21 protein-coding genes and 2 riboswitches are annotated in these 24,798 nt (G+C 35.8%); of the genes, 10 read left to right on the top strand and 11 right to left on the bottom strand.

Annotated features, from left to right (window positions below; translation table 11 throughout):
• The 4 genes from HMPREF3267_RS06175 to HMPREF3267_RS06160 all read right to left on the bottom strand — a co-directional run.
• A partial coding sequence (locus HMPREF3267_RS06175; RefSeq protein ID WP_141760616.1) for an FAD-dependent oxidoreductase occupies positions 1 to 413 on the bottom strand: 413 nt, incomplete at its 3' end.
• Between the two features lie 503 nt (positions 414 to 916).
• On the bottom strand, positions 917 to 1,222 hold the full coding sequence (locus tag HMPREF3267_RS06170) for a hypothetical protein (RefSeq protein WP_226952526.1): 306 nt from the start codon (positions 1,220 to 1,222) through the stop codon (positions 917 to 919).
• Positions 1,223 to 1,722: 500 nt separating this feature from the next.
• Positions 1,723 to 2,922 (bottom strand): MalY/PatB family protein, encoded by a 1,200-nt coding sequence (locus tag HMPREF3267_RS06165; protein WP_070823830.1) that lies wholly within the window; start codon positions 2,920 to 2,922, stop codon positions 1,723 to 1,725.
• 513 nt (positions 2,923 to 3,435) lie between these two features.
• Positions 3,436 to 3,945, bottom strand: coding sequence for an HdeD family acid-resistance protein (locus HMPREF3267_RS06160; protein WP_041612285.1), 510 nt, complete (start codon positions 3,943 to 3,945; stop codon positions 3,436 to 3,438).
• A gap of 298 nt (positions 3,946 to 4,243) precedes the next feature.
• Between HMPREF3267_RS06160 and HMPREF3267_RS06155 the strand changes: the two genes are divergently transcribed.
• The 3 genes from HMPREF3267_RS06155 (at position 4,244) to HMPREF3267_RS06145 (ending at position 9,663) form a co-directional block, all read left to right on the top strand.
• Positions 4,244 to 5,164 (top strand): FAD:protein FMN transferase, encoded by a 921-nt coding sequence (locus HMPREF3267_RS06155; RefSeq protein WP_037543383.1) that lies wholly within the window; start codon positions 4,244 to 4,246, stop codon positions 5,162 to 5,164.
• A 77-nt stretch (positions 5,165 to 5,241) separates the two neighbouring features.
• Positions 5,242 to 8,274, top strand: a complete 3,033-nt coding sequence (locus tag HMPREF3267_RS06150) for an NADH-dependent flavin oxidoreductase (RefSeq protein WP_062078245.1) — start codon at positions 5,242 to 5,244, stop codon at positions 8,272 to 8,274.
• 12 nt (positions 8,275 to 8,286) lie between these two features.
• Complete coding sequence (locus tag HMPREF3267_RS06145) at positions 8,287 to 9,663, top strand: MFS transporter (RefSeq protein WP_037553850.1); 1,377 nt, start codon at positions 8,287 to 8,289, stop codon at positions 9,661 to 9,663.
• A 489-nt stretch (positions 9,664 to 10,152) separates the two neighbouring features.
• On the opposite strand, the gene HMPREF3267_RS06140 is transcribed toward HMPREF3267_RS06145, so the two are convergent.
• Complete coding sequence (locus HMPREF3267_RS06140) at positions 10,153 to 10,725, bottom strand: ECF transporter S component (protein ID WP_002479045.1); 573 nt, start codon at positions 10,723 to 10,725, stop codon at positions 10,153 to 10,155.
• Between the two features lie 134 nt (positions 10,726 to 10,859).
• Positions 10,860 to 10,958: riboswitch (TPP riboswitch) on the bottom strand.
• A 97-nt stretch (positions 10,959 to 11,055) separates the two neighbouring features.
• A riboswitch (TPP riboswitch) is annotated at positions 11,056 to 11,155 on the top strand.
• Positions 11,156 to 11,226: 71 nt separating this feature from the next.
• Between HMPREF3267_RS06140 and HMPREF3267_RS06135 the strand changes: the two genes are divergently transcribed.
• From HMPREF3267_RS06135 to HMPREF3267_RS06125, 3 genes are read left to right on the top strand one after another with little or no spacing between them, the layout of a single operon-like run.
• Complete coding sequence (locus HMPREF3267_RS06135) at positions 11,227 to 12,294, top strand: LuxE/PaaK family acyltransferase (protein WP_002460757.1); 1,068 nt, start codon at positions 11,227 to 11,229, stop codon at positions 12,292 to 12,294.
• 12 nt (positions 12,295 to 12,306) lie between these two features.
• Entirely contained in the window at positions 12,307 to 13,740 is a 1,434-nt protein-coding gene (locus HMPREF3267_RS06130; RefSeq protein ID WP_062078247.1) for an acyl-CoA reductase, read from the top strand.
• A 20-nt stretch (positions 13,741 to 13,760) separates the two neighbouring features.
• Entirely contained in the window at positions 13,761 to 14,531 is a 771-nt protein-coding gene (locus tag HMPREF3267_RS06125; protein WP_002460759.1) for an SDR family oxidoreductase, read from the top strand.
• 205 nt (positions 14,532 to 14,736) lie between these two features.
• On the opposite strand, the gene HMPREF3267_RS06120 is transcribed toward HMPREF3267_RS06125, so the two are convergent.
• Positions 14,737 to 16,272, bottom strand: a complete 1,536-nt coding sequence (locus HMPREF3267_RS06120; protein ID WP_062078249.1) for a PTS transporter subunit EIIC — start codon at positions 16,270 to 16,272, stop codon at positions 14,737 to 14,739.
• A 247-nt stretch (positions 16,273 to 16,519) separates the two neighbouring features.
• Here HMPREF3267_RS06120 and HMPREF3267_RS06115 point away from each other — a divergent pair, with 247 nt between their 5' ends.
• From HMPREF3267_RS06115 to HMPREF3267_RS06105, 3 genes are all read left to right on the top strand, one after another.
• Positions 16,520 to 17,098, top strand: coding sequence for a hypothetical protein (locus tag HMPREF3267_RS06115; protein WP_002460762.1), 579 nt, complete (start codon positions 16,520 to 16,522; stop codon positions 17,096 to 17,098).
• 103 nt (positions 17,099 to 17,201) lie between these two features.
• Positions 17,202 to 17,957, top strand: coding sequence for an SDR family oxidoreductase (locus HMPREF3267_RS06110; RefSeq protein WP_002460763.1), 756 nt, complete (start codon positions 17,202 to 17,204; stop codon positions 17,955 to 17,957).
• 140 nt (positions 17,958 to 18,097) lie between these two features.
• The gene (locus HMPREF3267_RS06105; protein WP_237450174.1) at positions 18,098 to 18,892 is read left to right on the top strand and encodes an arylamine N-acetyltransferase; all 795 of its coding nucleotides are present in this window, start codon (positions 18,098 to 18,100) and stop codon (positions 18,890 to 18,892) included.
• A 372-nt stretch (positions 18,893 to 19,264) separates the two neighbouring features.
• Here the strand turns inward: HMPREF3267_RS06105 and HMPREF3267_RS06100 are convergent, their stop codons facing one another.
• The 5 genes from HMPREF3267_RS06100 to HMPREF3267_RS06080 all read right to left on the bottom strand — a co-directional run bounded on the left by HMPREF3267_RS06100 (position 19,265) and on the right by HMPREF3267_RS06080 (position 23,366).
• Complete coding sequence (locus tag HMPREF3267_RS06100; protein WP_002479052.1) at positions 19,265 to 19,534, bottom strand: hypothetical protein; 270 nt, start codon at positions 19,532 to 19,534, stop codon at positions 19,265 to 19,267.
• A 63-nt stretch (positions 19,535 to 19,597) separates the two neighbouring features.
• On the bottom strand, positions 19,598 to 19,918 hold the full coding sequence (locus HMPREF3267_RS06095; protein ID WP_002460766.1) for a hypothetical protein: 321 nt from the start codon (positions 19,916 to 19,918) through the stop codon (positions 19,598 to 19,600).
• Between the two features lie 18 nt (positions 19,919 to 19,936).
• The gene (locus tag HMPREF3267_RS06090) at positions 19,937 to 21,280 is read right to left on the bottom strand and encodes a glucose transporter GlcP (RefSeq protein ID WP_062078253.1); all 1,344 of its coding nucleotides are present in this window, start codon (positions 21,278 to 21,280) and stop codon (positions 19,937 to 19,939) included.
• Between the two features lie 115 nt (positions 21,281 to 21,395).
• Positions 21,396 to 21,917, bottom strand: a complete 522-nt coding sequence (locus HMPREF3267_RS06085) for a hypothetical protein (protein ID WP_062078255.1) — start codon at positions 21,915 to 21,917, stop codon at positions 21,396 to 21,398.
• Between the two features lie 42 nt (positions 21,918 to 21,959).
• The gene (locus HMPREF3267_RS06080; protein ID WP_062078257.1) at positions 21,960 to 23,366 is read right to left on the bottom strand and encodes a YfcC family protein; all 1,407 of its coding nucleotides are present in this window, start codon (positions 23,364 to 23,366) and stop codon (positions 21,960 to 21,962) included.
• 878 nt (positions 23,367 to 24,244) lie between these two features.
• Here HMPREF3267_RS06080 and HMPREF3267_RS06075 point away from each other — a divergent pair.
• On the top strand, positions 24,245 to 24,760 hold the full coding sequence (locus tag HMPREF3267_RS06075) for a YceI family protein (RefSeq protein WP_002479056.1): 516 nt from the start codon (positions 24,245 to 24,247) through the stop codon (positions 24,758 to 24,760).
• The last annotated feature ends 38 nt before the right edge of the window (positions 24,761 to 24,798 follow it).

Genomic DNA, 24,798 nt, shown 5'->3' with positions numbered 1-24,798 from the left:
GTTGCTAATACAACATCTTGTGATGACAATGTTTCATCATTTACTGTAACTGTAAGATCAGAATTAATTTTGGCTTCTCCCTTATAATAACTAACCTTATTTTTCTTCAATAAATGGGTCACACCACTTGTTAATGTTTGTACAACTTGTACTTTACGTGAAGTTAATTGCGCAGCATCAATCGTCAAGTTTGATGTGTGAATACCCCATTCATCTGCACTTTGAATGTCATGCACTTTCTTACCATGCTCTAATAAGGTCTTGGATGGAATACACCCAACATTAAGGCACGTACCACCAGCATTATTCTTTTCTATGATAGCTACTGTCTTACCTAATTGGGCCGCACGAATTGCTGACACATAACCACCTGGACCGGCACCGATAATAATCACATCATACTTTTCTGTCATGAATGTCCCCCCTTTTGTTCACAATGTTTTATGACTTAATATACAATGACTAGTGTTTCTAGAAATAAGAAGATTTTTGCAAGCGTTTTCTTATTTCTTCACCACCATTTTACGCCCGCGTTTTTGAATATTCAAATAAATATATATTTTAAGTTATTGTTAATTTAAAAATAAAACAAGTGGACCTTAATTAAGTATCGCAATTCATAATTGCCAATTTGAGAAATAGCAACCTTGCTTAGTCAATTTTTTATACACTTTTTTAATCCCAGACACATACACAAATGCTTTTCAAAGAAGCAAAATACTGCCGGTTCCTTTTCAGCGTTTAACACTTAGTGTAATGCCTCATCTATGTTTTCTATAACATCAAAATAATTGCATTAAAAAAGGAGCAGGATAGAATTCATTATGAATTCGTAGTCCAGCCCCGGCATGATTTAAATATGTATCTCCAATCTTTTTTAGCAACGTCAAAATTCAACTTAACATTGTTATATCTTCTATAACTTTAAATCCTTACTTTCATTTTCAGCGTGTTTTTTCTTACGATCTTCTTGAGCACTTACCCATTGCCCTAATAAAAAAAGCTCTGCAATAATTGTTAAAAGGATGGTCCCAATTAATTTCAATCCTAAAATCCCTGTAATATGCATATAAACAATTACTGCCAAGGTAATAATTGGAATAATTAATCCAAATCGTTTTTTTCCTGTACGTGATAATAAATATTGTGTAGCAATAACAGCAGAAGCTAATAGCACAGGTGTTATTATTTTTAATATTTCCATAAATGTTCCCAACATCATCAACCTTTCTCTTTCTTGTTATTCAACCCCAAAAACATTTTCGCATCATTTAAACTCAACTTTTCTTCAACTTCTAAGCTATAAACATTCTTTACTAAAGGATTTTCAATTGTATCATCAGCGCATTTAACTCGCTAGCTCATATGTGTTAAGTAGCTGCTTAACAGTAGGATAATAAACATCATAGTATTTAAATAATGCATTTAATGACGCAAACAACAGTATCAATTTTTTAATCAATTTAAAATCTGTTTAATCTTATTTAACTATCCAACTTACACTATGACTGTAATTCATACTTATTCCTTCTAATGTGCAATATATCACAATTTTGATGTTATTAAGCTTAAATTTTTCTTAATTGATGTTTAAACTTTGCTTATGTCTTTTCGATATAATCATAAGAAATATGCCTTTCACAAATTAAAATAAGGTGCATCCCTAACAGTCAGATCATTGTCCAACTTTTGAGATGCACCTTAGAAAAATGATGGTTTCAACTATGACATAAGTGCTGCTTTAATTTTAGTTAATCCTTGCTGTAACACTGTTCTTGGCACAGCTAAATTAATTCTGATATGACCATCTGCATTATGTACAAACTGTTCTTGACCTTCGATTATCACGCCTGCCCGCTTAATAAAATACTTCGCCATAGGTTCAGAAATATGCTGCTGCGTGATATAATCACTCAAATCTATCCAAGCCAAATATGTTGCTTCTGGGATTTTAAATTTCGCATTTGGAAGCTCTTGTTGTAAAAATTGTTTTAACCATTCAAAGTTGCCATCTAAATAAGTATTCATAGCTTGTAGCCAATCTTCACCTTGTTCATAAGCAGCTTGAGTTGCTGCAATACTCAATGGATTCTCACTACCAAAATGTTGTTGCTTCCATGTATTTAATAGTCCTTTATGCCTAATAATTAGATTTGAAAACATAAGCCCAGCTATGTTAAACGCTTTGCTTTGTGACATGGCTGTAATAACTTTATCATAGTCAGAAAGAACGGTCGCAAATGGTAAATGTTGCATGCCTTTTCTCATTATATCGCAGTGAATTTCATCAGAAATTAACCACACATCATGTGCTTTCATAATATTTCCGAAGCGTTCTAATTCCTCACGTGACCATACACGTCCAGATGGATTATGTGGATTGCAGAAAATACATAGCTTAATATTATGTTGTACAATTTGACGTTCTACATCATCAAAATCAATGCGATAATACTCCTCTTCGTTGATAAGTGGTGAGTAGTGTACCTCAACTTGATTCTCATCACATGCCATTTTAAATGGACCATAACTTGGCGTTAAAATAAGTGCATGATCTTCATTGTTACAAATATAACTTACTAACTCTATCAATCCGGCAACGATTCCATGAGAAAAGACCAATTGCTCTTGCGGAAAGTGATAGCCGTAACGTGATTGCGTCCATTTAACAAATGCGTTGTAATAATCCACATGGAATACTTGTGTGTAGCCTAAAATTTTTTGATCTAAACGACGACGAATGGCATTCAGTACCACGTCAGGTGTCGCAAAATCCATGTCCGCTATCCATAAGCGAATTAAGTCATCAGTATGTTGTAAATCTGACACATCTGCATTATCAAATAAATATGGCAGATAGCCTTCAACATTCATCGCATTGGTTGAACGTCTATCAATGATTTCATCAAAATTATATGTCATATCAGTACCTCCGCTAAGTCTTTATACCGATTATAGCCTATTATTTTCTTTTATTCATTTACAATCTATAACAAGTGAAAAGACAGTGTGGAACATAAATAGAACGGATTAAAATTGCAACGCCAAAATCTTTTTATCAAGTATAGTTTCCACAATATCATTTGAACGCATAAAAACCGAAGTTTTATTAGTAGCAGATGTTGCATCATGTTACCATGCTTATTTCTTAAAAAACTTCGCCGTAAAACGACACATGAATACGTAATATATATAACGAGACACCCGAGAATACAGTGTTCGACAAAGACCGGCCCCCCAACAAAGAGAATTTCGAAAAGAAATTCGCCAAACAAAGCAAGTTGGGGTGAAGAGATAGCACTCTATGCATACGAGTCAATCATACGACGTATTATGAATAAAGAAGCCAGTAAATGAGTTTTTGTAAACTCATTTACTGGCTAAATTTCTAGTGTTTATATCACAATCTGTTCAACTATTATAAATAATTTAAATTTAAGCCAATCCATCCACGATATACATTACGCCTATGATGGTAAAACTTATGCCAATCATCATCGATACAATGACCATTCCCATCATTGGATTAAACAGCAGAATAATACCAAATAGCAAACCAAGCATATTGATCAAAATTGATAGTCCTTTAAATCGCCCTTGTCCTGACAATGTCATTAAACCAATGACTGAGCTAATCACAAACCAAACGGCAAACATGTAGATAAAAAAGGCTGAGCCTACACCAACATTGAACATGACTAGTAGACCAAATATAATGTCAATTATCGCCATAAACGTTGTTAAAGTGCCACTACCAGTCATCGCCTTGGCTGCTCTTCTGAAAAAGAGCCCTAATATACCATTAATCACAATAAATACACCAATTAGCCACGTTAAGGCATAAAAATTTTTAACCGGATGACTAAAAATAATAATAGCAGTAATCAATAATAGGGTTCCCATAATGAGACTTGACCATTTTAATTTGTCATTTTGATTACGCATCATTCACACTCCTTGCATTTCCGTTGTTTATGTTAAGGCCAATCCAATAAGCAAGCCAAATATAAAACAACTTATTATTTATCTACTAAATACCCCTATAACACAACTATAATCATGACATATCCACTAGTTAAACAATTAAAATACATTAAGAATTACTTATTATGATTATTAAAAATAATAGCATAATATTATTATGACATTTTAATGACATCAATCATTTATTATTGTATGCATGCTATGATAATAATTGAACGTTGACAAAGTTTCGAAGCAATTTAAAAAGGAGGGCTGTCTATTGAACAAACGGCAAATTAAGGCAATGGGAACCCTCATACAACTATCTATCAATCACGATGATGCAGAATACTTATTCGATCTCGCTGAAGCCAAAATTAGAGCTTGGGAACAACGTTTTAGCGCGAACAATACCCAATCAGAGTTGATGGCAATCAATCAACAAGCCGGTATTCGTCCAGTTCAGGTACATCCTGAATTGTTTCATCTTATTAAAAAAGCACATCAAGCATCAATGTCATCCAATCTAAAATTAAATATTTTAATTGGTCCCCTCGTCAAGTTATGGCGAATTGGCTTTGAAGATGCTCAATTACCCACAAACACAGAAATTCAACAACGACTAAGACGCATTCAACCACATCACTTATACTTAAACGATGCCAAACATGAGATTTTTTTAGCACAGCATGGTATGGAAATCGATTTAGGTGCAATTGCAAAAGGTTATTTTGCCGACGAATTACAAGCATTTTTTCTTCAAAATGGTGTAACTTCAGGCATTATCAATCTTGGAGGTAATGTCATTACAATTGGCAGTCCTGCTACACACAAAACTTGGCATGTAGGTATTAGAGACCCATTTCATCACGATGGATTACCATTATTAACCGTAGAGATACAGCAACAATCAGTCGTGACATCTGGTATTTATGAGCGCTATTTCTATCAAGATGGTCAACTGTATCATCATATTTTGGATAGTACTACTGGCTACCCAGTGAACAATGATATTGCAAGTGTTACGATTATTTCTAACCATTCTATAGATGGCGAAATTTGGTCAACGCTATGTAGCTTCGGCTACGCGCAACAGAATATTGATTTGTTAAACCAAATCGACGGAGTTGAAGGAGTGATTATACGCAAAAATCATGACATCTTGTTTACACATCAATTAAGAACAAAATTGCATTTATAATCTTTGCTCATAAGAGCATATATTTTTTACATCATATTGTGAATGTTTTCACAATACACACTCAGGAGGATGTTATTATGGATAAACACATTACTGATCAGCTGACACTACATTGTGGTGCAACATTAAAGAATCGTGTTTTAATGGCACCAATGACGATTCAAGCTGGCTATTTTGATGGTAGCGTCACTAGAGAGATGATTGACTACTACCAATTTAGAGCTGGGAGTGCATCAGCAATAATTGTCGAAAGTTGCTTCGTTGAAGACCACGGTAGAGGCTTTCCTGGCGCTATAGGTATCGATACGGATGAAAAGATTCCTGGTTTAACACGCTTAGCCGATGCCATTAAATCAAAAGGTTCGAAAGCAATTTTACAACTATATCATGCTGGTCGTATGGCTAATCCAAAATTAAATGCTGGTGAAACACCTATTTCTGCTAGTCCAGTAGCTGCTTTAAGACCTGACGCTTCAGTACCACGAGAAATGACCCACAATCAAATTTTAAACATGATTGAACGCTTTGGAGAAGCAACGAGACGTGCCATTGAAGCAGGTTTTGATGGTGTTGAAATTCATGGTGCTAACACGTACCTTCTACAACAATTTTTCTCTCCACACTCTAACCGCCGACAAGATGACTGGGGCGGATCACGAGAAAAACGAACAAACTTCCCCGTTGAAGTATTGAAAAAAGTACAACAAGTTGCCTCAGAACATCATGCGCAAAATTTTATTATTGGTTACCGCTTCTCCCCTGAAGAAATAGAAGAACCTGGTATTCGCTTTGAAGATACGATGTTCTTACTTAACACCTTGGCACAGTACCATCCAGATTACTTCCATATTTCTGCTAATAGCTATAAACGAACTTCTATCGTTAACCAAGATGATACTGAACCGCTAATTAATAAATATTTATCCCTTCAAAATGAAACATTGGCAGAGATTCCAATCATGGGTGTTGGAAGCATTGCACAACGTGCAGATGCAGAAGAAGCCTTGACTCTAGGCTATGATTTAATGAGTGTTGGTAAAGCTTATTTAGTCGAGCCAAATTGGTTAGAAAAAATATTAAATGACGAAACTGTAGAAGATTTCGCAGATATACACGATCAACAAACGCTACACATTCCTTCACCTTTATGGAAAGTCATGGACTTTATGATTCTTGATAAGGCCGAAGAACATAGAAAATATGAAAAATTAAAAGCATTACAAAATAAAAAAGTAGCGTTTAAAGCAGGAGTTTACAACGTTTATGCAAAAGGACATAATGGTAATTTGCCAATGCAAGTAGAACTGTCTAAAGATAAAATTATAAGCGTTCATGTGGATGACAGCGGCGAGTCTGAAGGAATTGCTAATCCTGTCTTTGAACGTTTACCTCGCGATATTATCGACGGACAAACATTAAATGTTGATGTCATTTCAGGTGCTACCGTAACCAGCCAAGGTATTATTGATGGTATAGCCGATGCCATCACTCAAGCTGGTGAAGATCCAGATATTTTACGAGCTAGACCAAAACCTGTTGTGCAATGGTCAAATGAAACAATAGAAGAAACGACAGATATTGTTGTAATTGGCACGGGTGGTGCTGGATTAAGTGCAGCTGCTACAGCTTTGGATAATAACAAAGAGGTTATTATGTTGGAAAAATTCCCTGCTATTGGTGGTAATACAATTCGAACTGGTGGCCAAGTCAACGCACCAGAACCACAATGGCAAAATCGCTTCCCTGCACTCGCTGGTGAAAGAGATACATTACGTGAACTCTTATCATTAGACGAAGCAAACATTGCTGAGGACTACCTAGAAGATTTCCACAAAGTGAAAGATCAAATCAAAGACTATTTGAACGCTACAGAAGAAGAGAAACCTTATCTCTTTGATTCAATCGAATTACATCGTATACAAACTTATCTTGGTGGTAAGCGCACAGATAAATACGGCGAAGAGATTTCTGGACAATATGATTTAGTTAAAACATTAACAGACAATGTATTAACATCTGTTAAATGGTTGACAGACAAAGGTGTTCATTTTGACCGTTCTTTCGTTGATATGCCTGTAGGTGCGTTATGGCGTCGTGGCCATAAACCTATGAAAGCACAAGGTTTAGAATATGTAGAGACGTTAAGTAACTATGTTAAAACAAACGGCGGACGTATTTTTACAGAAACGACAGCTGAAAAACTGATTGTTGAAGACCATAAAGTGGTTGGTGTTGAAGCACGTAAAGCAAATGGTGCCAAAGTGCATATTCGCGCACGTTACGGTGTCATTCTTGCTACAGGTGGTTTTGGTGCTAATACGAAAATGCTCCAACAATACAATACGTATTGGGATAACATACCTGATGATATTAAAACTACTAATTCCCCTGCCATTACTGGTGACGGTATTCGCTTAGGTGCTCAAGCGGGTGCACAACTTGTAGGCATGGGCTTCACACAAATGATGCCTATTTCCGATCCGAAAACAGGTGCACTCTTTACTGGCTTAATCGTGACACCATCAAACTTTATCTTCGTCAATAAAGATGGTAAACGTTTTGTCAATGAGTTTGAAAGTCGTGATGTCTTATCCAAAGCTGCTTTAGAACAACCTGACGGCTTATTCTACATCATTGCAGATGCGAATATTAAAGAACTCGCAATGAATACATCTGAAGATAAGATTAATCATGAGCTTGAAGACGGCACACTCGTTAAAGCTGATACATTAGCGGCACTAGCTGAAAAATTAAATATAAATCCTGACACATTTATCAATACAATAGAGCGCTATAACGCTGCTGTCGACAAAGGACATGATGATGATTTTGGTAAAAATGCCTTTGATCTTAAAATTGAAAAAGCACCATTCTATGCAACACCACGAAAACCTGCCGTGCATCATACCATGGGTGGTTTAAGTATTAACACAGGTGCTCAAGTACTCGATATTAATGGCCAAGTCATTCAAGGTTTATATGCTTCTGGTGAAGTTGCAGGAGGTATACATGCTGGTAACCGATTAGGTGGTAATGCACTAGCTGATATCTTTACATTTGGTCGTATTGCAGCTCAAACCGCATCAGAGCATCAAGTTATTAAGGAATAGGTCGTGATGAGTATGTCAAATTCATATCAAAAAGGTAAACAACTTATTATTGGAATTATATTAGGTATTTTAACGTATTGGCTTTTTGCGCAATCATTATTGAATATTGCACCTCATGTGCAACATGACTATAAAATAGACATGAGTGTAGTTAATATAGCAGTGAGCTTAACCTCATTACTTACAGGCGTCTTTATCGTTGTAGCAGGCGGATTATCTGATAAATTAGGCCGTGTCAAAATGACCAACATCGGATTAATCCTTAGCATTATTGGTTCTTTAGCACTCATTATCTCAAACATGCCTATCTTATTATTAACAGGACGTGTCTTACAAGGATTGTCAGCAGCTTGTTTATTGCCTTCTACAATTGCTTTAATTAATCAATTTTTTACTGGTGAAGAACGGCAAAAAGCTTTAAGTTTCTGGTCATTTGGCTCTTATGGTGGTACAGGTTTAGCGTCATTATTCGCTGGTACTATTGCAACTTATGTAGGTTGGCGTTGGATTTTTATCCTATCTATCATCTTTGCGTTTATCGCAATTATCTTATTGCGTGGTACACCTGAATCCAAAGATCGTTCTAGCGATGGTAAACGCTTTGATGTCATCGGTATCATTGTCTTTGTAATCATGATGGTCAGTGTCAATGTAGTGATTACGCAAGGATCAAAAATTGGCTGGTTAAGCCCAACCATTTTAACCTTGATGATTATATTTGTACTCACGTTATTTATCTTTTATTTTTACGAACAACGACAACGGCATCCCTTTATCGACTTTAGTTTATTTTCAAACAAGGTCTATATTGGAACAACAATTGCCAATTTATTAGTAAATACCGTGATTGGTTCACTTGCTTTATTCAATATTTTTGCGCAAGCGGGCTTAGGTTTAACCGGAGCACAAGCTGGACTGATTACTATCCCTTATATGCTAGGCAGTCTATTAATGATACGTATTGGTGAGCGTTTTATGCAGAAAAAAGGCCCACAAATCCCATTGATGGCTGGTCCAATATCAATTAGTGTAGGTATTTTGTTGCTTGCCTTAAACTTCTTACCACATATCCTGTATTACATCATTGCTCTTATTGGTTTCTCTTTTATAGGACTGGGATTGGGCTTCTTCGCCACACCAGCGCTATCAACTGCAGTATCTAATGCACCTGAATCTAAGGTCGGTATGGCTTCAGGTATCATTAAAATGACCTCTACATTAGGTGCCGCATTCGGTATCGCTGTAGTAACAACTGTTTATTCAACTTTAGAGATAAACCACACACCTCATATGGCAGCAACTATCGCCCTTATTGTCGGTGCATGTATGGTCATTTCAGCCTTTATAGTAGCTTTCTTAGTTATACCTAAACAACACGTCAAAGCCTAACTTTTCACAGTCTAGGACATCAATACCTCTGACAAGTTAGGGCGGGGCCCCAACAAAAAGAATTTCAAAAAGAAATTCATCAAGCAAAGCAAGTTGGGGGCGGGGCCCCAACAAAGAGAATTTCAAAAAGAAATTCATCAAGCAAAGCAAGTTGGGGGCGGGGCCCCAACAAAGAGAATTTCTAAAAAGAAATTCATCAAGCAAAGCAAGTTGGGGTATACACAATATTAAGTGTTGTATATAAAAGAAGCACAGAGATGGTTTGATATAAATCATCTTTGTGCTATTATTTTAGAATCTTTTTCTTAGCCTGTTTTATACGATGTGACTTTTACTATTATATAATAATTCAGCGTTTTAGATGATTGAAAAAGCTTGGTATCCAGCGTATTTTCAACCCAGTCAACTAGTGACAATATATAGTTTATAGCCTAAAACATAATGATGTCCCAGACTTTCTTTTTAATAATCAAAGTTATCACTGTATCTTTATAACGAATCGATATCTTTTTTCGTCGATGATTGATACAAGCGTGTAACACCTGTTTTCTCTAGTGATAGGACAATATAATAGCCAAATAATCCTGATAAAATGGTTCCACTTAAAATGCGAATCGTATAAAGTAATATCACATTCCACCACGGCATATTGCCTAAATAATTAAAGAACCAATCGACAGGAACGGTAAAAATTCCTGCAGTTGCCCCTGCCAACATGGCAACAGATGCTTTCGTTGACTTATATTTAAAAATTAAGAAAATCAATTCACATGCAAGACCTTGTGCAAGACTGTGCATGATGATTGACATGTTTAACTCGCCAGATAATATTGTTTCTCCTGCGCCAGCTGCAAGTTCTGCTAAAATGGCAACACCCGGTTTACGAATGATAAGAAAAGCAACAATCGCCGCGATAAACCATAAACCATATGCAATTTGGTCTAAATGCAATCCTAGTGGTTTTAATGCGGCAACGGTTAAGCCTACCATTTTATAAATAATTCCAAAAATAAAACTAATTAATACGGTGACTAAAATATCTGCTAACGTCAATCTTTTCATTCTTACTCTACTCCTTCGATAACATTGAGCAGAAAAGTACAAAAAAAGAGAGAGACAACAATCTAGTTTCAGAACTTTTGGTTCCGAAAGCATAAGCTGTTTCTGTCTCAACCTCGTAAAAAAAGTATATATATCCCGCATCCTATATACTTCCCTACGCTAGTATTAACTAGGTCAGGTTCAAAGGGTTTGGATGACACCATCTCAGTTCGAAAACACCCCTAGTACTTATATCTGCATTACTTAAAATATAGTTCATTTAAAATACAATGTCAAAATTATTTTTGCATACACGATCTATCTTCAATATAATAAAAGTATTCCAATATTATACATCACTATGGGTGCATCTTGCTGAGAGAAGTAACTTACTTCAACCATTGAACCTGATATGGCTAATACCAACGTAGGAAAGTGATTAGATTTAATTACCGCTGAGCAGGATGTACCATTATATGATGGTGTATCCTGCTTTTTATTTATGCTTAGGAGGCTGTCCCAATGGATATTACACAAATAAAACAACAGATGACTAACTTTATTACTGACGGTAAATCAGAAGATTTTCCACAAATGGCGCTCACGCTTTTTAACTTTCAATTTAATCATAATTTAGACTATCAAAAATTTTGTATCGCCCAAGGCAAGACACCTCAAACTGTGCGTCAATGGCAAGATATTCCTGCCGTACCTATAGACGCCTTTAAACAAGCGACCTTTAGTGCGATTCCTCCAGAAGATGCAGCATATGTCTTTATGACAAGCGGTACGACACGCGGAATCAAAGGAAAAAATTATCATCTAGATTTAGATGTTTATGATTTAGCTATGACGAAATTTTTTAAGCAAAAGGTCATGCCTCAGATAGAACGTATTGATATGGGTATCTTATTCCCTAGCCCTAATGATATGCCCCATTCATCTTTAGCGCATTACTTAGAGGTTGTTAAACAACAATTTGGAACCTCACTTAGTGACACATTTATTAATCAACAGGGCATTCAATTTGAGTCAGTGGTGCAATCTTTACGTCATGCCGAAGCACAAGGAACACCTTATGCATTATTAGGCGCAAGTTATAGTTTGGTTCATTTCTTGGATTATTTAGCTGACCACGGCCTTTATTTTAAACTACCTAAAGATAGCTTTATCTTTGATACTGGAGGCTATAAAAATCAATCTCGCGATGTACCTCAATCAGAATTTTATAGCACATTAGAAAAACGATTTGGTGTGCCAAAAGATAAATGTATCAATATGTATGGTGTCACAGAATTAAGTACGCAATTTTATGATGATGGCAATGCGGTGTCACCTTCAATCAAGCACGGACCTCATTGGTGTCGTAGTAGAATTGTTAATCCGCTCACATTAGAACCTGTTCCAAATGGAGAAAAAGGTGTCTTAATTCATTATGACTTAGCTAATTATAATTCTGTTGCTGCAATTATGATGGAAGATATTGGTGAAGCACGAAATGATGGCTTTATCTTACATGGACGCACTGAAGGCGCTTTAGCTAAAGGTTGCTCCCTAGCTGTTGAGTCATTTTTAAACACGATGAAATAAAGGAGGATTAACGTGACCATACAACTTGGCTATGTCCCTTTTCTAAAGGCTGAAGACATTCATTATCAAACAATTCAAGTGGGCAACTATACCGTGAAAATTCCAGACTTAACACAATCTCAATTAACTAACGTGTGTCATCAAATTAAATCGGCCAGATATCATTTACAAGCATATACGATTAATGACATCATTGACGTAATTGATCACGCCATCCAGATATTATTAGACCGCACATCTAAATGGCGTCAATTAGCTGAAGAAATTTTACCGCAATCAACGGGTTATCCTTTTGACATAATAAAGGTTGGGCTAACGCGTTATTTAATGACTTTCCGGAAGCATCAACTACATCGTTTTATCGCGGAAGACTTACCTAACCCACAAATACTTAATCAGTTTATTCCAAATCATAAAGGGGGTTATACTAAGGCCGTTAGTCCTGCACTCATCACCCATTTATGGTCTGGCAATATACCAGGACTACCATTATGGAGCTTTATTAGTAGCTTATTAGTGAAATCTGGTAGCATTTGTAAATTACCGCATGCTGAACCCTTTTTAGCTAGTTGGTTCGCAGAAATTATTGCGGAAATCGATCCTGTTATTGCTCAATGCTTCGCCGTCATTTATTGGCCTGGTGGCGAGACACAATTAGAAAGTATTGCCATTGAACAATCAGACGTTATTTTAGGTTACGGCAATAATGATGTTCTGTCTGCCATTGCTCAACGAATTCCCGTGACTAAACGTTTCTTAGCTTATGGCGAAAAGGTCAGCTTAGCCTTAATAGGCAATGAAACATTATCTCCTAATAAAGTAGAGCAAGTAACTCGAAATATTGCCCGGGAAATTACTAACTATGATCAGCAAGGCTGTTATTCACCACAAATGATTTTTATACAACAGGGTGGCAACTATCATCCTCTACAAGTTGCTCAAATGATTGCACATCAGCTACAACAACTTGAACAACTTTTCCCTGTTCAATCATTCAATTTACAAGATAGTATGACCAGATCACATTGGTTACAACAAGCAGAGACGCAAGCTTTACTTACTGATGATATACATGTTTTTAAAGGTGCTCATGCGTCATGGATTGTCACCTTCCATAAACAATTAACCTTTTTACCAAGTCCATTAAATCGATTTGTTAGAATTATGCCATTTACCAACATTACACAGCTAACACAGCTGCTCACACCTTATCGTTCATATTTGCAAACGGTTGGCATTGCAGCTGCGACTGAAAAAATGTTTCAGTGGTCTGAAGCACTGGCTCAAGTAGGTGTCTGTCGTTTTTCAAGTCTTGAAACAATGACTTTACCGGAAGCTGGTTGGCATCATGATGGTGGCTTTAACTTACGTGATTTACTAAGCTTTGTCGATATTGAACAACCATTATTATCCAGCAGTGAACATTTTGTCGATTATGAAATTTAATTTTCAAAGAAGGAGGAATGATGATGACTACGTTACAAGACCAAGTCATACTCATCACTGGTGCAAGTAGAGGTATTGGCAGTGCCATCGCAGAAGCATGTGCTCAATCCGGTGCACACGTTATTATCAACTATAAATCCAATACACAAGCGGCACAAAAAACTGTGTCACGATGTCAAGCACATGGCGGTATTGCTGAAGCGATACAAGCAGATATCAATCAACGTCAACAAGTAGATGAGATGATGCATTATATACAGAATAATTATGGCAAACTCTCATGCGTTGTAAACAATGCCTTTCGTCCATTCGAATTTAATGCTGAAACCCGTCAAGTCGCAGATGAGATGAATTGGCAAGATTACGCGACACAATTTGAGGGCGCACTGCTGTATACGCATAATGTGATACAAGCAGCCTTACCCTATTTAAAGCAACAACAAGCAGCTTCAATTATTAATATGACAACAAATTTAATTAAACGGCCCATCGTCCCTTACCATTCTTATAATGTAGCTAAAAGTGCACTAGAAGCCTACACCAAAAATTTAGCAATAGATTTAGGTAAGTATGGTATTCGCGTAAACTGTGTTGCTCCTGGCCTTGTCTATCCAACAAATAATACACTAGCTACGAAAGAACAGCTTAAACAACAATTGATACAGCAAACACCTTTAGGCCGCTATACCGTCCCAGATGATATTGCTGGACCTGTAATGTTTTTAGCAAGTGATTGGAGCCGTTTTATGACAGGACAAGTTCTATATGTTGATGGTGGACTCACAATATAGAATGACATTATGAGAGAACGAATCTGGAACATCATGCAGTAGTTGACTGGATTGAAAATACGTTGATACCAAGCTTGTTTCAATCCTAGTCAACCTTGCCGGGGAGCGGGACAGAATGCATAATAAATTCTGCCCCGCTCCCGTTCGAAATCATATTATATATATCATATTTAACGATGAAAAAGCATATTTTAAACTATGTTCCCTATGATTGTTCTAATAATTCTTCAACTTCATTTTTAATTGTCGTAACGTGAGGACCGTATACAATCTGAGCGCCGTTACCTCTAACAATTACACCTTTGGCATCGGTCTTTAACAGTGTGGATTTATCAAGTAAGTCACCATCTTTAAGTGTTACACGCAACCGCGTTGCACAGCAATCTACGACCTCAATATTTTCTTTACCGCCTAACCCTTGGACAATTGTTTCAGCGCGCTCTGTTGCAGCTACTGTGTGTTGTGCTTCTTTATCTTCTCGACCAGGTGTCTTAAAGTTAAAAACAGTAATCAATGTTCTGAAAATCACATAATATAAGACAAACCACACAATACCAATAGGAATGACCCACAGATAATTTGTCTTATCATTACCTTGTAAAACACCAAATAAAATATAATCGATAAACCCACCACTAAATGTTTGTCCTACCGTGATATTAAAAATATCTGCCATCATAAAGGCCAAGCCATCTAAAAATGCATGAATTAAATACAATACTGGCGCAACAAATAAGAAACTAAATTCTAACGGCTCGGTAATCCCTGTCAAAAATGATGTTAATGCTGCAGACAACATTAATCCACCAACAACCTTTTTATGTTGTGGTTTAGCCGTATGATAAATGGCCAATGCCGCGCCACATAACCCAAACATCATCGTAATAAAACGGCCAGACATATAGCGTGAAATACCTGAGAAATAATGTGTGACATGTGGATCTCCTAGCTGTGCTAAAAAGATATTCTGCGTACCACGTACCATATGGCCTCCAACTTCTAATGAACCTCCAAGACCTGTTTGCCAGAATGGTAAATAAAAAATATGATGCAACCCAAATGGACCAAGTAATCTTAAAATAAAACCAAAGAAGAATGTACCAATAACGCCTGTTTTTTCAACTAAACCGCCCGCATTAAAAATCCCACTTTGCACTGTAGGCCAAATATAAAACAAGATAACGCCAAGAAAAATAGCACTTATCGCTGTGACAATAGGTACAAAACGAGAACCACTAAAGAAACCAAGATAAGCAGGTAACGTAATTTTATTATATTTATTATGCAAATAAGCCGTCAAAATACCTGTAACAATCCCACCAAAAACACCTGTTTCTATCGTTTGAATTCCTAACACCATACTTTGTCCATGCTTTGCAAGCTCCGTTGTCTTAGCTAAACCATCAGTTATGACTAGCATCCCATTCATGGTGGCATTCATGATTAAAAAGCCAATCAATGCAGCTAGTCCAGCCGTCCCTTTATCACTACGCGCTAGGCCTATAGCAACACCAATCGCAAAAATAACTGGTAAATTTTGAAAGACAATGTTTCCTGCACTAGACATTAATGTAAAAATATTCTGTAGTATGGCTACATCTAATACTGGATAAGCTTTGACTGTGTTTGGATTACTAAGTGCACCTCCTATGCCAAGTAATAATCCAACAGCAGGTAAAATAGCAATAGGCAACATAAATGATTTCCCAAATTGTTGTGCTTTCTCAAAAACTTTGTTCACTGTTTACACTCCTCCCAATAAGCAAGAACCACATTGTATGTATATGGGTTCGTTTTCACATATACTATAATGTCGCAGAAAATTATTATCAATCTTTTTTAGTATTTTGAAAAAACTTTTCAAAAGAGCACTTGAACAACTAATTTTATATCAGTCTAAATAAACAACAAATTATTTCATATAATTTATACTTCAATATTTATATATAATAAAACTACTACGCCATACATAAGAAAGGTCACTAACCATGGAAGAAGTATTGACAAATGATAGCTTTTCAAATTTAACATATACAAAACTTAAACGATTTAATAAAGATTATTGGAAATTTGTCTTAATCATGTTTCCAACCATACCAATATCTGCTATATTGCCTTATTTAGGAAATATATATTTAAAAAATAATAAAGATAATATATTTGTCCATGGAACCATATTTCCAGATAATTGGACGATTATAGCTGGTTTAATCTTTGCTTTACTATTTTTTTATCTCATTGTGCTTTCACCGCTACTCTCATTTAAAAATGACGTGCAAACTGAAATTGACATCGTAAATAGCGTACTTATAAACAATCAGGGTGAGCTTCACTCATTTATTCACTTAATTAGGTGTGATCATTTTGAAACTGAGTATTACGAACATTTAATTACATTTATCTCAAGAGAATATACACGCGTAACTAAGCAAGATTTATCTCATGAGCAGCAAACACGCTATGACGAAGTACAGCCACATTTATCATTAGATGAAGCGCATCGCTATGTACGAGAATTGTATTTAACATTGGAAAAACGTTATAACAACATTAACCTACCAGAATAGTCATGCCTTGTATTGTCAAATAGCATTTATGATTTAATTGGTTTAAGATCTCCTTTTTGATGGAATAGAGAGAGTGAAAATTAATTAATCATGAGGTGATGGAATGTTTAAGTTAACAAATCAAATTGCACTCGTTACTGGCGGTGCTAATGGTATTGGCAAAGGCATTGCAGCAGCATTAGCCCAAGCAGGTGCTAAAGTGATTATTGGGGATATTGATGACACACGTGGTAAAGAAACGGCACGTGAATTGAACGGAGACTTCATTGAGTTAGATGTCACACAGCATGACCAAGTTAAAGACGTCGTTGATCAAATTGTTGCTAAATATGAACGCATTGATATTCTGGCATCAAACACAGGTGTATACCCACAAATTGATATCGAATCATTGACTGAAGCAGATTGGGATTATATTCAAAATATTAATCTAAAAGGTATGTTTTTTGTAACACAAGCTGTGTTAAAAGTAATGAAAGCACAGCGTTATGGTCGTGTCATCATTACTTCTTCTGTTACTGGGCCAATTACTGGCTACCCAGGTTGGGCGCACTATGGTGCCTCTAAAGCAGGTCAATTAGGCTTTATGCGCAGTGCGGCACTAGAGTATGCGAAATATGGTATAACTGTAAACGCTGTACAACCAGGAAATGTATTAACTGACGGATTAAAAGCTCAAGGTGAAGCTTATTTAGAAGGCACACGTAAAATTATTCCTACACATGAATTAGGCGAACCTTTAGATATTGGTTATGCGGTAACATTCTTTGCGTCACAAGAAGCAAAATTTATTACTGGCCAAAGCCTAGTTATCGATGGTGGTCAATTGTTACCCGAAGAACCTGATGGTGTACTATAAAAATAGCACTGCTTTAATAAAACGGGGATGATGTTACCCCGTTTTTTTATTTTTAAAAATTGATAAAACATCATAATTGTAACAAGATATAACGATTGTTAACATTGCGTCTATAACTGATTATAAAAGGAGATTTTATGATGAATATCCGAGCGTTTGAGCACTATATGAGCATTGATTCTGAACGCTATTCAGAACCATCGCTAGAAGCACTAAATGATTATGCAACACGCTTTATGTATACGGTGCCTTTTGAAAATATCAACGTTCAAAATGGCATACCTATCTCTGTCGACATCAATGATTTATACCATAAAATTGTCGACAACCATCGCGGAGGTTTTTGTTATGAATTAAACACGTTATTCCAGGCATATTTAAAAGCTAAAGGTTTTGATGCACAGATGATGTCAGCTACCGTTCACACAGCAAACGGGGGACATCGGTTAGAAGGCTCACACGTGTCACTCGTCGTTCCATTACAAGGGACATATTATGTGACCGATGTAGGATTTGGTGATTTACCACTTCATGCGATGCCTATTACTTTAGAACAAGATAGTCAACCTGTACAAGATATATCTGGAACATTTCGTGCCATATTTGAAAATGAAAATAAAACAAGATTTTTTGTCCAAAAATGGGAAAGTGATACTTGGAAAACGAAATACGATGCAATATTAAAAGCATCTTCAATTGATGCATTTAAAGATAAAATTAACTATAATGAGACACATCCCGATTCTATCTTTGTTCAAAACTTACTCATCACACAGCCTAAATCATATGGTCGTGTAACAATGTCCCAACAACATCTTACGGTGACTAAACAAAACAAAAAAGTACAATACGACGTCACACCTCAAAATTATCGTCAGCTGTTACAAGATTATTTTAATCTTAATGTGACGATTGATCGGCTAGAACTATCATAATAGAAATTTCAATTGTATAACATATGTTATGCTGATTTTATACACAAGTTACCTCATTCGTTTAGCACCGAAAAACTGGCTAAACCAGTTTTTCTAACAAAGTAAGCTACCCACTAAGCAAAAGCGTCAACTATACGAAGTATTGAATATAAAAAGGGAGCGGGACAGAATTCATAATGAATTCGTAGTCCCGCCCCGGCAAGGTTGACTAGTATTGAAAAAAGCTTGGTATACGCGTATTTTCAATCCAGTCAACTACTGCCAATATAGAACTCAGAGCCTAAAATATAATTATGGCCCAAACTCTATATTTTAAAATCAGACATTTGTCCTGAATTATATTGATGACTTTTTATAAAAAGAGACAATCTTTCAAATTATCAACGCGATGATTGTTAGTACACCAACAACAAGCGCTATGATTACAGCTTTAACATACTGCTTATCAAACACTTCAGATATAATCCATAATAACATGCTAACAAATACAAAGTACATATTATACTGAGTATTAATGATATGATGGTTTACCGATATTCCAGCTATAAAATTGATGATATCACACAAAACCACAGCACTGATGATGATAACCGCTAATATCAATAATAAACTACTAATGATCGATCTACGTCGCTCACTCAAAATAACACTCCTTTTATGATGTTATTATTTCTTTTATAAATATAATTTCACTTTGTTACTCAATTAATCAGCGAAAATAATAATGATTGCTAACACAATCATTATTATACTTAACACCACAGCTTGAGTCTGACGCTGTATAATATTAATACTAACTTCAGCAAGCATGCCAATGATAAACAATACATATGCAAAATGATAAAATGGACGACCACCTACAATAAAATGGGCAATGATACTGATTAATAATGTTAAGACAGCTAACCCGACAAAGACAATCATAATGATATGCAGTACAGTTAATAATTTGGGATGTTGTTCTTTATTAAAAATAATATCACCTTTCCTAAGAATGTTTTTAACATCGCTACAATGATTGACCATTATTACATGATTTAATTGTTACTGTTCTGTTTTTACACCAGCACGCTGTCTAAGCTCAATTTCTATTTCTTCTAAGCTACGGCCTCTTGTTTCTGGCAAGAACTTAATAACAAAGATTAAGGCTACAACGCCAATTGCCGCAAAGATTAAGAATACCCATTCAACATCTAATGCTGCATTAATCATTGGGAACAATTGTGCCACGATAAGCGTACCAATATTCAATACTAAGGTTGCAATCCCTGTTGCAGCACCACGTGCACGCGTTGGGAATAATTCTGGTAACATTACCCATAACACTGGTCCCCAAGACGCACCGAAGAATACAATAAAGAGTGATAAGCAAACAATAATAATCCATGCAGATGATTGAATGCCTAACGTCCAAATCAAGATTGCCATAATTACTAAAGAAGCCACCATACCGATATTACCGACAACCAATAATTTTTTACGATCTATTTTATCGACAATAAATAATGCCAGAACTGTTACAAGCACATTTACTACACCAATGCCTACAGAACCTAAGATTGACGCTGATTCTCCAAAGCCAGCTTTTGTTAAAATAGGTGATGCATAGAAGATAACAGCATTAATACCAATAAACTGTTGTAAGATAGCAAACGTACAACCGATGATTAACGTCGGTCTTAACCATTTAGATTTTAATACCGACCAACTACTCTCCGTCTTTTCAGCAAGTTCTTTCATTTCTTTAATCTCACGGTCGATTTCTTCATCACTATATGTAATTTGCATTACGTGACGCGCTGCTTTTTCTGTTTTATTTTCTAATAGCCATCTTGGGGTTTCCGGCATAAAAGCAATACCTATTAATAAAATAATAGATGGTACCACTGCAAGTCCAAGCATCCAGCGCCATGCGCCCATATCTGCAAAGCCATAGCTTACTAAATAAGCTGCCAAAATGCCGATTGTAATCATCAGTTGGTTCAATGAACCCAATGAACCACGTAGTTCTGTTGGTGCTAATTCAGATAAATACACTGGCACTGTTGCCATTGAACCCCCTACAGCTAGGCCTATGACAATTCGTCCAAGAACTAATATCGTAACATTAGGCGCAATTGCTAAAATAAATGCACCTAATGCGAAGATAATCGCAATAAATAGTACTAAACGACGTCGTCCAATCTTATCTGATAGCGGCCCGCTACTACCTGCACCAATAACGGCACCAAACAGCATAGATGACACAACTAAACCACTTTGAAAGCTTGTTAACGGAATATCTTTAGGGATATAGGTTAAAGCACCTGAAATAATCCCATTATCGTAACCATAAAGTAAACCGCCTAGCGCACCTATAATAAAAATTAAATATTTTTTAATATTCATGTAATTATCCACCTTTTTTAAAACTTATGTATATTATAAGCTCTGACTCCATATGATTCAATTTACTTCACTCATCACTATTATCGACTTTCACTATTTTTACAGCGAACTCTATTCATTGAGATAGACGTTTAAAATGAGCCTCCATTTTTCCTATAGCTTCTTGTGCTCCTATTCGTGTAGTCGCAAACTTAAACGTGCCATTTAATGTTACGAGTGTTAACGAAATATCTGGCGCAAATAACGTTGTATCCCCAAAGTATCGTCGTAATCTTACTTTATCAACATGTTTGTAATACCCTGTATATTGTTGGTTACCAATGATGAATTCGTAACGTTCATGTCCATATTGGTACAATGTAACTTCTTTTTCAAAGATTTTATTGTGTAAACCTTTAAATAAACTATACGAAACAACAAGCGCAACGAGCCCACTAGCCATAAAGCTATATTGTCCAGTTATTGTCGCTGAAAGAAAACCAAAAATGACAATAAAGACGACTAAACCACATATAAACAAAATAACGCCAACTATAAATGGGAAAATGATATTTGACGTATATTTTAATATTTCATTGTCAATAATTGTTACTTTAGCATGTGTATTATCTTGATGTATTGCATGGTTAAATTCCATGTATTCACTACCTTTACATATTTTGTAAACGCTGCAATCTATTTAATATCCTACAAATAAAGCGATAGACATTGCTATAGCACATATTAACACCCAAATCACAATCAACTTCCAAGCAAATTTAATCCATTGTCCATAAGTGATACGCCCTACTGCTAATGCCCCCATCAAAATAGCAGATGTTGGAAAAAGCACATTGCTAATCGCATCACCATATTGGAAAGCTAATACCGTCAATTGGCGGTTGATGTGTAATAAGTCAGAGATAGGGACCATCAGTGGCATCGTTGTTAATGCCTGACCTGAACCTGATGGTATAAAGAAATTAAGCATAAATTGTAATATAAACATAGCAATAATAACGAACGACGCGGGTACATCAGCTAATAGTGATGTCATGCCATGAACAATCGTATCGATAATCTTGCCATTTTCTAAAATAACGACGATACCTTTAGCAAAGCCTACAACCAACGCGCCAAACAGAATACTTTGCATGCCTTCAATTAAAGCATCAAATGTCCCATTTAGTCCTAAGCCAGAAATAAGACCAGCTAATATACCTGCGAGTAAAAAGTTGGCACTCATTTCACCAAACGTCCATTCAAACTTAAAAATTCCGACAACATTCAAAATAATTGCTCCAAGCATAAGTGCCAAACTTATCACTTGTCTCGGCGTAAAATGCTGGTATCGAATATCTTCGTTCATTGTCCCCTCTTGCTGTTCTAACTCATAAACAAGACTTTTCGAATGATCTCGTTTAACTTTACGTGCATATAACATCACTGTTGTAATGGCTGCAATTAAGATAAAAATGTAGATAATCGAACGTAAGCCCCAACCAGAGAACATTGGTAATTCAGCGACTGTTTGTGCCACACCGACCGTAAAAGGATTAAGCATGCCACCAATAAAACCACTAGCAGCACCCAAGATGACCATTGCAGCACCTGTCATAGCATCATAACCCAAAGTTCTAGCGATTAAAATACCTAAAGGAACAAAAATAATGGTTTCTTCTGCTAAGCCAATTGAAAACCCTAAAATTGAAAAGATTGTCATCGTTAAAGGAATCATCAATATTTTTGCATTCCCTAATGCACGCATCGCTTTGTTCACACCATTTTCAAACGAACCCGTTTTATGTACAATCCCAAATGCGCCACCTACGAGAAAAATATAAAATACAATTTCTGCCCCGCTTACTAAGCCCTCTGGTATAGCTCTAAATATATCTAGAAATGACGTTGCCGCATGCGGTACATGATGATATGTACCATCTACAACTAACGTCTGCCCACCTTTTTTGTGACGTTCATACTCTCCTGAAGGTATGATAAATGTCATAATCCAAGCAATGGTAATAATGATCATTAATAATGCATATGTATGTGGCGTTTTAAACTTTAATTTCCGTTTCGGTCGTTTATTGTACCCGCGTGCCATAACGTTTGTCTTCCTTCCTCAACCAGGTTTATTTTATATGTTGTTTTCATATTTTATCATATACCCTTATTCTAGCCGGTTAACATACCCTTTATTAATTCTAAATTTTATCTTGTTCATTAAAACAAATGATTGCTCCAATTCAAATATACGATGCAATTTAGTAAGTATATAAATTTTTCATATATACAATGAGATTAAACACACTATATTAAAGTACATCTAGGACATAAAGTTCTTGGACAAATTAAAAAGGCAATTCCCATTGAAATAATTATAGAAACTGCCTTATTTTTAAAGCATTTAAAGGTAAAATTACATGTTAATACGTAGTATTTATGGCGAGACTCCTGAGGGAGCAGTGCCAGTCGAATACAGGGGTCCCAACAAAGAAGCATTTCGCCAAGCAAAGCAAGTTGGGGTGGGCCCCAACAGATAGGCTTTCGAAAAGAAAGCCATCGGACAAAGCAAGTTGGGGTGACTGAGACGGCACCCTAGGAAAGCGAAGCCATTCAATACGAAGTATTGTGAAAACTGTAACATTTTACACCTTATTATTATTTACTAATCAGACCTACTACAAATATAACTGCTACCATCACAATAAATCAGTTACTTAATTAGATAGCAAAATAATCCATATTGAAATTAACAGTTTAATAGAAACTATACATACTACGATAAACTACGCCATACAACACATTTTGATTTGTAGTTTTTATGTTTAAGTTTACATAAATGGGTTAAGTCAATAGTGACAATGTTTTTAAATTAATCGCATTTCGATACATTTTAGTGTACAAAGTTTAGAACATGTGATACATTATTTATATCAAATATACAAAATATATTAAGATAAAATTAGGAGGTATTTATTTATGACTCAATTTAATTTCGATAAAGTACACAGCAGTATTGAATTTCAAATCAAACATTTAATGGTATCAAAAGTAAAAGGAACATTTAATGACATCGATGTAACCGTTGAAGGTGACATTAATAATCTTAGCTCATTAAAAGCAACTGCTACAATTGACCCTAAATCTATAGATACAAAAAATGAAGATAGAGATAACCACTTAAGATCAGGTGATTTCTTCGCAACGGATGAATATGACAAAATCACTTTTGTAACTAAAGAAGTGAAAGACGATAAAGTTGTCGGTGATTTAACAATTAAAGGCGAAACACACGAAGAAACATTCGATTTAGAATTTAATGGCGTAAGTAAAAATCCTATGAACGGTGAACAAGTTACTGGCTTTGTGGTTTCTGGTAAAATTGATAGAGAAAAATATGGCGTTAGCTTTAACCAAGCTTTAGAAACTGGTGGCGTTATGTTAGGTAAAGAAGTGAAATTCGAAGCATCAGCAGAGTTTAGTATTCAAGAGTAATTCAGTCATAAACATTTTATAAACTGAGATAACATCTC

The organism is Staphylococcus sp. HMSC62D11, assembly GCF_001839145.1.
GTDB classification, from domain to species: domain Bacteria; phylum Bacillota; class Bacilli; order Staphylococcales; family Staphylococcaceae; genus Staphylococcus; species Staphylococcus lugdunensis.
This window is presented reverse-complemented; position numbering and strand designations above follow the sequence as displayed.